This window comes from Rhizobium sp. TRM96647 (assembly GCF_025780115.1).
In the GTDB taxonomy this organism is placed as follows: domain Bacteria; phylum Pseudomonadota; class Alphaproteobacteria; order Rhizobiales; family Rhizobiaceae; genus Mycoplana.
In genome coordinates this window covers 277182-286454 of record NZ_JAOXHF010000008.1, presented here as the reverse complement: position 1 = coordinate 286454, position 9273 = coordinate 277182, and the positions used below count along the sequence as shown (strand labels likewise).

At 61.1% G+C, this 9273-nt stretch carries 11 protein-coding genes and 1 tRNA gene; 5 read left to right on the top strand and 7 right to left on the bottom strand.

The features are described from left to right. Positions 1-230: 230 nt before the first annotated feature. Together OCK02_RS17135 and OCK02_RS17130 are read left to right on the top strand one after the other, a co-directional pair. Complete coding sequence (locus OCK02_RS17135; protein ID WP_263814069.1) at positions 231-539, top strand: hypothetical protein; 309 nt, start codon at positions 231-233, stop codon at positions 537-539. Between the two features lie 437 nt (positions 540-976). Further along, positions 977-1405, top strand: coding sequence for a hypothetical protein (locus OCK02_RS17130; protein ID WP_263814068.1), 429 nt, complete (start codon positions 977-979; stop codon positions 1403-1405). Positions 1406-1457: 52 nt separating this feature from the next. On the opposite strand, the gene OCK02_RS17125 is transcribed toward OCK02_RS17130, so the two are convergent. Further along, positions 1458-1721, bottom strand: coding sequence for a DUF982 domain-containing protein (locus OCK02_RS17125; RefSeq protein WP_263814067.1), 264 nt, complete (start codon positions 1719-1721; stop codon positions 1458-1460). A gap of 122 nt (positions 1722-1843) precedes the next feature. Here OCK02_RS17125 and OCK02_RS17120 point away from each other — a divergent pair, with 122 nt between their 5' ends. Continuing rightward, positions 1844-2101, top strand: a complete 258-nt coding sequence (locus tag OCK02_RS17120) for a hypothetical protein (protein ID WP_263814066.1) — start codon at positions 1844-1846, stop codon at positions 2099-2101. Between the two features lie 493 nt (positions 2102-2594). Here OCK02_RS17120 and OCK02_RS17115 read toward each other — a convergent pair whose 3' ends face one another. The 5 genes from OCK02_RS17115 to OCK02_RS17090 all read right to left on the bottom strand — a co-directional run bounded on the left by OCK02_RS17115 (position 2595) and on the right by OCK02_RS17090 (position 6884). Beyond that, the gene (locus tag OCK02_RS17115; protein WP_263814065.1) at positions 2595-2999 is read right to left on the bottom strand and encodes a helix-turn-helix domain-containing protein; all 405 of its coding nucleotides are present in this window, start codon (positions 2997-2999) and stop codon (positions 2595-2597) included. Between the two features lie 1775 nt (positions 3000-4774). Continuing rightward, complete coding sequence (locus OCK02_RS17105) at positions 4775-5239, bottom strand: hypothetical protein (RefSeq protein WP_263814063.1); 465 nt, start codon at positions 5237-5239, stop codon at positions 4775-4777. A gap of 48 nt (positions 5240-5287) precedes the next feature. Then, the gene (locus OCK02_RS17100) at positions 5288-5659 is read right to left on the bottom strand and encodes a hypothetical protein (protein WP_263814062.1); all 372 of its coding nucleotides are present in this window, start codon (positions 5657-5659) and stop codon (positions 5288-5290) included. Positions 5660-5806: 147 nt separating this feature from the next. After that, positions 5807-5882 (bottom strand) — tRNA-Thr (locus OCK02_RS17095). Between the two features lie 54 nt (positions 5883-5936). After that, entirely contained in the window at positions 5937-6884 is a 948-nt protein-coding gene (locus OCK02_RS17090; RefSeq protein ID WP_263814061.1) for a LysR family transcriptional regulator, read from the bottom strand. 138 nt (positions 6885-7022) lie between these two features. Here OCK02_RS17090 and OCK02_RS17085 point away from each other — a divergent pair, with 138 nt between their 5' ends. Next, positions 7023-7646 (top strand): FMN-dependent NADH-azoreductase, encoded by a 624-nt coding sequence (locus OCK02_RS17085; protein ID WP_263814060.1) that lies wholly within the window; start codon positions 7023-7025, stop codon positions 7644-7646. 203 nt (positions 7647-7849) lie between these two features. Then, positions 7850-8125, top strand: a complete 276-nt coding sequence (locus OCK02_RS17080; protein WP_263814058.1) for a hypothetical protein — start codon at positions 7850-7852, stop codon at positions 8123-8125. 82 nt (positions 8126-8207) lie between these two features. On the opposite strand, the gene rlmB is transcribed toward OCK02_RS17080, so the two are convergent. Beyond that, a complete protein-coding gene (gene rlmB, locus OCK02_RS17075; RefSeq protein ID WP_263814057.1) occupies positions 8208-9083 on the bottom strand; it encodes a 23S rRNA (guanosine(2251)-2'-O)-methyltransferase RlmB in 876 nt (291 codons plus the stop codon). Positions 9084-9273: the final 190 nt, after the last annotated feature.

Below are 9273 nucleotides of genomic sequence, written 5' to 3'. Positions count from 1 at the left end.
AGCCACCACGGATCGCGGGTCATCAGCTATCCCCGTCTTAGCCAAAAAAGAACCGGCGGAATTGCCGCCGGTAGTTCAAGTTCGGGTCCATCAGAACGAGAATATTTCACCAAACTGAAAAAGGCTCGTCAAGCCTGCGCATTGGCACGCCCAGCGGCCGCGCTCATATCGACGGCGAATCGACTTTCTCCCAAAAACAGGCTCTTCAAACCTGAGCAGGGGAGAAGTGAATGTCGCGGAAAGCAGTGAGCCAGTTCGTGATAGCGCCGCCGACGAGGCGAGTGGACGAGTTCGTCGGCGCCCAGGACCGCTTCTCAGCATACCTTTCGGACCACTTCCCAGGCTATGAATTCCGTGTCGCGGGTAACTCCCCGTTCCGCAGCGACGACTTTCACGTTGTTCCGATCATGGGAGATGCCAGGAAACTAGCGACTCCGGACGGCCGTTTCGAGATGCTGGCGCCTCCTGAGCGCGCTCTCCTCGATGAAATCCTTCAGGTCTGCCACCGCTTCGATGTTTCGAAGAGCCGATTGTCGTAGCTTCGATAGCCCCGACGGATCATGCTCCATATCAGCCCCGCCGGCTTTACGGCCTCGCAGACCTGCAATTTCGTTTGGATAGCCGCCGAGGGTGTCGATGCACGGAACCTTCTCAAGCTTTAGTGATTTAGGGACATCGGCAAGGTCAAAAATGGCTTGTGGAATCCCGCTTTGGCCTCGCCGGTGAGACCGGCGTCAATCATCTGCCATGCGGCGCCGGGGTAGGCCACCCTGCCGATGCTGCGGGAACTGCAACTGGCCCCGCGCATTGCTCGACATGCAATAACGGGCCGGCCAGCCGGCCGGCCTTCCGGACCTCTCGAAAACTATTATTTGGCAATAGTGCGTGATCGGCGCATAATTGGGTATCGACGGGTATGGCCAAGGGCCCCGTCGGCTGGGAGTTGGCTTCTTCCGCCCCAATGGGAGGAGCTCTTATGAACTCCAGTTTCCCGCATGATTGTCTCGTCGTCGAAAGCGGCAAGACTGCACCCCTTCAACGCATTGCAGATGGTATCGCTTCCCAGAACTGGTTTCGCCCTACCGAACCTGACCGGGCGTGGCTGGACGACTATCTCGCCCGGCTTTGCGCTCTCGGAATCGTGGGTGAAGACGATCTGGCAGTTTGTGCCATGGCGGCAGCAAAGCACCGGTACAAGGTTTCCGAGGCAGAACACCCCTCCAGTTCGGACGGGATTTACCTCCCCGATGAAGTCGCATTGCTACGAGCGATAGTCACGCTAGTCCGACAGGAAGAACGCGACAGCGAGAAGACGGGACGCTTAGCCCAGCGGACCCTTCGGCTCGATCGCGCTGGCTACCACGATCCAGAAGCATTGCTGAGGATGATGGATACAATCGGCTGATCAGCCGGGACATTGCCCTGTCGTGACATGCCCGTCCACCGGGCGTCCTGTGCTAAGCTGCCAGTGGATTCGTGCCCGGGTTATCGATCGTAAGGCCGGCCTCTTCAATAGCTGCGAGAAAAGCCTCGCGCGCCATTGCGGCTTTAGTTTTCTGCTCCACTGCCTCCAGGCACAACCGCTCGGCGCGCTCGCGCTCCACGCCGTTTTGTGTGGGCCATGAGATCATGAGGAGCATGGCGGCGGCATACGGGCCGTGCACCGTTTGGTGACCGGCGCCTTCGAGTGTCAATTCCACCGGCGTCTTCCATTTGGACATCTGAGTTCCTCCGTGTTGGCAGCGCATCAACGCTGAGAACCACGGAGAGTTCCGGAATCGACGTTGGTTCCGGAACATCTCTCCCTGGACTTCGTTTGACCGAAACACGAAGAGGAAGCGAGATGGCAGTGATGTATCATGACGCTGCAGGCTATCCGGTATTCCCCGGCGGTGAACTCTCGGAAATGGTTGGCCCCGATGAGCTGAACACCCTTGAGCGTATCTTCGAGGAGTGCAGAGAGGATTGCTGCTTCCCGCTCGAAAGTGAGCGAGCTCGTTCGCTTGGGCGGACGCTGATTCGGCTCTATGCAGGAGGTGAGCATAATCCCGTGGTTGTTCGGTCGATGCTGATTGCCTGCTTCAGGCGGCATGCCCACTAGAAGGCCTTGCGCATTCCCGCAGCACGCTGCCGCAGGTTAACCAGCGGAGGCCCGTGCTTAAACCTCCGCTGGCTTTCCGGGCTCGTGCCCGTACGGCGCTAAATGCGCACCTGGGGCTCGCGGTAGCCCCACAGGCCGAAACTCGGCAAGCGGGGAAAAGTTCCGCAGGGCGACCGGCTCGCTCCATGTCGGGATATCACCGTGCCGAAACAGCACCAACGGCGGCCCATACTCGTGCACGGTGTGGGAGCAAAAAAAGCCCCGCCGGTGCGGGGCAATCGGGCTCGATCAAAGCCAGGGAGGAGAGCGCCGTAGGGCTGCCGATGAACGGTACCGTCCAAACGTTTTTCGTGCAAAGTGCTAAATTTAGCCCGCCCGTTCATGGGAGGGACACCCGGTCAAAAAGAAGCCCGCCGAAGCGGGCCAGAGAAAAATCAGCGCGTACGCAGTGACATGTCGCGCCTACAACGACGTTGCGCTCGGGATCTGAACATCAGGTAAATGGGCTTGACGTTGAACGTCCCTCCGTCTCCGCGTCGCCAGCCAGGGTCAAGGCCAGCTTAAAGAGCGCATCTCGAACGGGTTCGTCAGAAAGGCGATCATACAGTGCAGCCACTTTAACTGCGCGCATGCTCAACAATGGGATTGGGTCATTGCGCCCCACATCGGCTACGCCTGCAAAGAGGGAAGACAGGTCGCACTCAAGCGCCTCGGCCATTAGAACCAGCTTGCTCGCCGATATTCGGTTCTTCCCTTTTTCATATTTCTGGATCTGCTGAAACGTTATGCCGAGCTGCTCCCCCAGCGCTTCCTGGCTCATCTGTCGAAGGCTGCGGATTCGGCGCAGATTTGCACCGACAGCGACATCGATTTGGCTGGCGCGGTTCTCGTCATTCATGTTGCTGTCCCTCCGGTCGGGATTGCGGACAATCGCTGCAAGTTTTAGCTGTTCCACTAACCGCTGCCTGCAACCTGCCATGGCGTGGTGAGGAGTCAAGCGGCTCCTAGGCGGAGGCTCTCTCTGCCGGCGCTTCTGCAACTAGGGGGCGGTAGATGGCCTAATACCCTTGTGGTCCATTCCCGCCATGGCGAATCTCGACGCGAAACTTTCAGACATACGCCTCAGGTCCGGGCTCGTGGCGGAGCTCAATCAACGAGGCTTCGAACGTGTGGGCGACATGGTCGACATGTCGGATGGGGAGATCCTTCGCATCCCGGGCATGGGCGGTGCGTCGTATCGCCGTCTCTGCGCTGCCATGGGACGAGAGCCACATTCGAAGGGCTGACGCGCCTTGCGTCTTTGTTGCCTACTTTCACCACGCAATCGTTCCGTTCTCGCGACGGCGGCTATGTGCCGCGCTGTCTGTGGATTGCTGGGATAGCGCAACCTTTGATTCGCCCTATCAGCAGAATCGCGCTCTCCTTCTCGCTGAGGCGAGGGGATGCCAGACGGAAGAGCCGGAGGGAAGGCGTGAACGCGAAGGGAGGCAGTCCCTGGACAGATGAGGAGTGCGCGGTACTCGTCTCATTGAAGGGCAATTACGCGGAAATGCAAAAACGTCTGCCGCATCGTACCCTTGCGGCAATACGTGGCCAATGTGCAAAGATGGGCCTACGAAAATCCATTCACGTGTGGACGGCTGCGGAGATCTCAAAGCTGCGAAGGCTCTTTGGGTCAGCTCCCCGGGCTGAGATATGCGCAGCATTTCCCCATTGCACGTGGGCCAGTATTGATCAGGTGGCGCGCTATCGCGGCTTGAGGCGACGTGCCCGGCGATACACGGACACTGGAATACCTCCGTTGGATGCCGTGCGGGCAAGGTGCTTTGAGATCAGATGGAGCATGGTTGACCTCGACAAAGCCGCTCGCACAGGCACCTATTTCCAGCACGCTCGCTGGTTCGGTAGAAAGATCAATCATCGGGCGCTTGGCCGAGCGATTGTCGCCCTGGGCGGCCGTGCTCAAGTCAGATGGCCTGACTACTCGGAGGCGGAAAATGCCCCTGTCTGAATACTCTCGCGGAGCAACGACTTCGCAACGGATGCGGCTCTCGATACGAAGGTCGGGCGTCTCACCCTCCGGAAATCCGCTCTGGACGGACGAGGAGCGAGCACTCCTCGTACAATTTCGAGGAGACTACGATGCGCTGCGTCGGCGACTGCCTCATCGAACACGTGACGCTATACGCCACCAATGCGGAAGTTTGGGATTGACCAAACGCAAAAGGGCATGGACTTCAGAGGAAATCGCTACGCTTCGAAAACTGTACCCCGCAGCAACTCACGAGGAGATCCTCAGCGCTATTCCCGGCCGGAGTTGGAGTCAGATATCCCGCGCCGCATGCCGCCGTGGCTTCCGCCGACGAAAACGTCCCTATAAGTTGACTGGAGTCGCGGCGCTCGATGAGATTAGGGCGAAATGCTTCGAGATTAAGTGGACAATGAGAGATCTCGATGCCGCTGCGGGGACTGGGGAGTACTTTAGGACCTCGGGTTGGTCGTGCGGAATGGAGAGACATCGGCCCATCGGCCGCGCAATCGAAGTCCTTGACGGCATAATACAGCCAGTCTGGAAGGACTGATATCGGGCCGGAAGGTTCGGCGCGCGGCTTAGCGCACGCGTGCGAGGGGGAGCCGCTTGTTGGTGCGGAATTTCCGCACCATTCAGCTCGTCTAGGGATTCTTGGAGCGTTCCATCAATTCAGAGGTGGAGGTGGCGCCATTGATCGTGTCAACGACTATACGACGTCCTTCCGGCGCAATCATCTCACTGCATTTCATGCGAGTGGCCCTGACGAGTAACTCGGCTGCAGCTTTGTCTGGCGAAATGCTCGCTTTAGCGCCGGGCTGAAAGATCAGCTCGATTTTACTTTCTGGGAGGCGTCGAACACGCATATTAACGCCATATTCCGAGGTCTTTGATTCAAGTGTGGTGGTGGTATCGAGAAAAATGCGGCCACCATCGTTGCACAGAGTGGCGGACTGCAGGACTCCTACTTCACCGACTGCGAGGTCATTGACGGTGAAGCTTCCATTCGCCTTGATGACCTCAAAAGTGTCCAAATCCGCCAAGAACTCGGCCATCGCCGGGTTGAATGCGATGAGCGTCGCAGCTGCAGTTGCGATAAGTATGCGCATATGATCCCCCATGCCTAAGCCCGCACCGTGACACGGTGCACGCGGGTGTCAAGCGGGGAGAACACCACGAAGGCGGCCAAGAAGCTGCTGCACGTTGCTGTATGTCATAGCTGAGGAGGACCATGTTCGGCGAATGTTAGCGTCGTCGGCAAGTGCTCCTACGTGGTTCTTCCCGGAGAATACGGCGATTGCCTGCGCGTGAACGATCGCGTGCCCGCCTTCCTCATCATGGAATAGCATTTCGATCAGATAGTCTGGACAGCGCGGATTGCTATCCAAGGCGATTCGTACCTGGCAATCCTTGCTGTAGCCCGCCATGTTGGCGAACACAGATCGCACAAACTCGACGGCATCCCTCAAGCTCCCCGCAATCGTTTCAAGGTCGCAGTCGGCCGCCAACAGCTTTCTAGCTCTTTTCATGTTGCATTCCATGTCGCGTGGATTTGCCGAGGGCTCAGGGGACTTCCGGGAATCTCAGGGGATTGGAGCGCAACATACTGCGACATGGAGTCCGGCAAAAATCGTCTCCGCAGTATTGCTATCAATTTGAATTTGCTTGGAAGTTTTTGGTGCCCCCACCAGGACTCGAACCCGGGACCCCCTGATTACAAATCAGGTGCTCTACCAACTGAGCTATAAGGGCGCTCTGCGACGGAGTTAGCACATTCCGGCGGGCTGTAAAGCGAAAAAGCGGCCCTCAGATGCTCCAATCGGTCGTGGACGGCGATTGCGGGATTGCTGCCTTGCAGAGCTCGACGGTGCGGGGCAGGACCTCGGCGAGGTAGTCGATGAGCGCGCGGACGGCGGGCAGCATGCCGTGGCGCGAGGTGAAGGCGGCGTGCATGCTCTGTTCGGGCGAACTCCACTCGGGCAATACGGGCACGAGCAAGCCCGCCCGAAAACCGCGTTCGACGATGTTGTCGGGCAGAAGACCGATGCCCACCCCCTCGATCGCGGCACGCTCCAGCATGCCGAATTCCACGGAGGAGAGGGTGGGGATGTGGGCGATGTCGCAGACCTCGCCGGCCGAGTTCATGAGCGACCAGACGGCACGGCCGGTATGCTCCTGTATGGCGAGCGTCGGCAGTTTCGGGAGGTTTTCCAGCACGATCGGCCCGTGCGCGGCAACGAAGGAAGGGCTCGCCGCCAGGAACTGGCGCGTGCTGGTGAACTTGCGGACGACGACTGACTGGTCGCCGTCATAGCTCTCCCGCACCCTGAGGGCGACGTCGATCCGCTCCTCGATCAGGTCGACCGGCCGGTTGGTCATCACCACGGCGAGCCGGACTTGCGGATAGCGCTTCAGGAAGGTCGGCAGGATGTGGGCCATCATCGGGGCGAAGCCCGGCGGCATCGACAGGCGGATCGGTCCCGCCGGTTCCGACTTGGCGGCGGCGACGATCGTCTCCGCCTCGTCGACGCCGGCAAGGATCGTCTCGCAGCGCTCGTAGAAGGTCTGGCCGATGTCGGTGACCCTGAGCTTGCGGGTGGAGCGTTCCAGCAGGCGCACGCCGAGCCGGTCCTCCAGCTGCGCGACGCGCTTGGAGATCTTCGATTTCGGCACGCCGAGCGCGGTGGCGGCGGCGGTGAAACCCTTGTTCTTCACCACCGCGGCGAACAGGGCGAGATCGTTGAGGTCTTGCATGGCGGAACTCCAGGGCGCCTTCGATCTCCTCTTATTGTTTCCCTCAGGAAACAGTCAATTGAAAATTGGCCGGCTAATCCTTCGATTGTTTTCAGGACATATAGTTTCCAACGAAACGCATTTCAGAGGTACCACACCATGAACGTCCTCCACATCGACTCCGGCATCCTCGGCGACCACTCCGTCTCCCGCCGCCTGACCGCAGCGATCGCGGCCCAGGTCAGGGCCGACCAGCCCGATGCCACGATCACCTACCGCGACCTCGTCGCCGACGCACTTCCGCACCTGACCGGCGCCCACCTGATGGCTGCCAATGCCAAGCCGGAAGAACTCGACGCCAAGATTGCCGATGACGTCGCCACCAGTGCTGCCGTGCTCGAGGAGTTCCTGGCCGCCGATACCGTCATCGTTGGCGCGCCGATGTACAATTTCTCGCTGCCGAGCCAGCTGAAGGCCTGGATCGACCGCATCGCGGTCGCCGGCAAGACCTTCCGCTACGGTGAAAACGGTGCCGAGGGCCTCGCCAAGGGCAAGAAGGTGATCGTCGTCTCCACGCGCGGCGGCCACTACAGCTCCGGCCCGGCAGCGATCATGGACCACCAGGAGAGCTACCTGACTGCCGTCTTCGGCTTCCTCGGCATCACCGACGTCGAGTTCGTCCGCGCCGAGGGCCTGAACCTCGGCGACGTCTCCAAGGCATCGGCGATCTCCGAGGCCGAGCGCAACATCACCGGTCTCGGCAAGCTGCAGCTCGCAAGCTGAGCCGCCGTCCCTGAACAACCGAAAGCCCGTCGGGATCTCTCCCCGGCGGGCTTTCGGTTGTCGGCCCACCCGCCAGAGCCCGATCGCGCTGGCTGCCGAATCGAATCCGGCCGGCATCGCGATCGGTGCTCGACAGCCGGAAATATCGGTCTAGACTCCACCGACATGCCAGGAAGCAGGCCAGGGAACAGGGGAGATCGCCGATGCGCCTCTTGTCTTGCATGCTGCTCGGTGCGGCTGTCCTGACCCTGCCGGCATGGGCCGCGGCCGGGCCGCCCGATGCCCGTTGCACCTGCCGCAATCGCGACGGATCCAAGCACGCGCTCGGCGCAGTCGTCTGTCTCAGCGTCGACGGGCGCAAGTATCTCGCCCGATGCGAGATGGTGCTGAACGTCACCAGCTGGCAGAAGGTGCAGGACGGCTGCCCGGTGGCGGCAAGGATCGGTCCGATCCCCTCGACGCCTTACGACGTGCAATGACGGCAGGGCCTCTGTCGCTGCCTCAGTCGCTTCGGTTCGCGGGACCTTTCCGGAGATTGTTCCGCTTGTGCCGCGCTCGTTTCTACCGGGCCAGGTACTGGCGCGCGGCATAGAGCGCGATGGCCGCCGCGTTGGAGACGTTCAGGGACTTGATCGCGCCGGGCATGTCGAGGCGGGCGAGTGCCTTGCAGGTCGCCCGGGTCTTCTGCCGCAGGCCCTTGCCCTCCGATCCCAGCACCAGCGCCACCTTCTCGCCCGCCAGCGTCGCCTCGAAGGGCTCCGGGCCCTCCGAATCGAGCCCGACCGAATAGAAGCCGTGCGTATGCAGTTCCTCGAGCGCCTCGGCGAGGTTGGTGATCTGGATATAGGGGATGAGCTCGAGCGCGCCGGAGGCGGATTTCGCCAGCACGCCCGATTCGGTCGGCGAATGCCGCATGGTGGTGATCACGGCGCCGGCGCCGAAGGCGACCGCAGTGCGCAGGATCGCCCCGACATTGTGCGGGTCCGTGACCTGATCCAGCACCAGGATCAGCGGGCTCTCCTTCAGGGCCCCGAGCCTGCGCACCGGCAACGGTCGCGTCTCCAGCATCACGCCCTGGTGGATCGCATCCGGCCCGAGCAGCCTGTCGATGTCGGACGGCAGCACGGCCTCGACCGGGTAGGGCAGGGTGGCCGGATCGGGCAGTTCCAGTCGCTGCGCGGCGTTTTTGGTGACCGACAGCCTGATGACCTGTCGCTCGGGATTGTCGAGGGCCGCGCGCACCGTATGCAGCCCGTAGAGCAGCACCTGGTCGGGGGCAAGCGACGGCGCCTTCCAGTCCTCCGCCTGCCTGTGGCGGCGGTCGGTCTTGGGCGTCGGAATCTCGCCGCGCTCGCGCCGCTGGTCGCGGTGCGCCCGGCGCAGCTTGGCGTAATGGGTGTCCTTGGCGTTCTTGCCGCCTGCATCGTCCTTGCTCATGCCGCCTTATAGCCCCCGGCGCGAAATCCGCAAATCCAATGATCGCGGCAGTCGCGCCGGAGCCGTCGTATTTTTCCCAACTTTTTCCAAAGGGTCGTGTTGACAGGAAGAAACGGGCCGGTCATATACCCGGCGCAGATCGAAGGGGCGCCTTGCTCCGGCAGGAAAACCGCTTCGATCTGAATGCTTG

Excerpts from the sequence above, each read along its gene's own strand:
- OCK02_RS17135 (WP_263814069.1), top strand. The coding sequence starts at position 231 with ATGTCGCGGAAAGCAGTGAGCCAGTTCGTGATAGCGCCGCCGACGAGG.
- OCK02_RS17130 (WP_263814068.1), top strand. The coding sequence starts at position 977 with ATGAACTCCAGTTTCCCGCATGATTGTCTCGTCGTCGAAAGCGGCAAG.
- OCK02_RS17125 (WP_263814067.1), bottom strand. The coding sequence starts at position 1,721 with ATGTCCAAATGGAAGACGCCGGTGGAATTGACACTCGAAGGCGCCGGT.
- OCK02_RS17120 (WP_263814066.1), top strand. The coding sequence starts at position 1,844 with ATGGCAGTGATGTATCATGACGCTGCAGGCTATCCGGTATTCCCCGGC.
- OCK02_RS17115 (WP_263814065.1), bottom strand. The coding sequence starts at position 2,999 with ATGAATGACGAGAACCGCGCCAGCCAAATCGATGTCGCTGTCGGTGCA.
- OCK02_RS17105 (WP_263814063.1), bottom strand. The coding sequence starts at position 5,239 with ATGCGCATACTTATCGCAACTGCAGCTGCGACGCTCATCGCATTCAAC.
- OCK02_RS17100 (WP_263814062.1), bottom strand. The coding sequence starts at position 5,659 with ATGAAAAGAGCTAGAAAGCTGTTGGCGGCCGACTGCGACCTTGAAACG.
- OCK02_RS17090 (WP_263814061.1), bottom strand. The coding sequence starts at position 6,884 with ATGCAAGACCTCAACGATCTCGCCCTGTTCGCCGCGGTGGTGAAGAAC.
- OCK02_RS17085 (WP_263814060.1), top strand. The coding sequence starts at position 7,023 with ATGAACGTCCTCCACATCGACTCCGGCATCCTCGGCGACCACTCCGTC.
- OCK02_RS17080 (WP_263814058.1), top strand. The coding sequence starts at position 7,850 with ATGCGCCTCTTGTCTTGCATGCTGCTCGGTGCGGCTGTCCTGACCCTG.
- rlmB (WP_263814057.1), bottom strand. The coding sequence starts at position 9,083 with ATGAGCAAGGACGATGCAGGCGGCAAGAACGCCAAGGACACCCATTAC.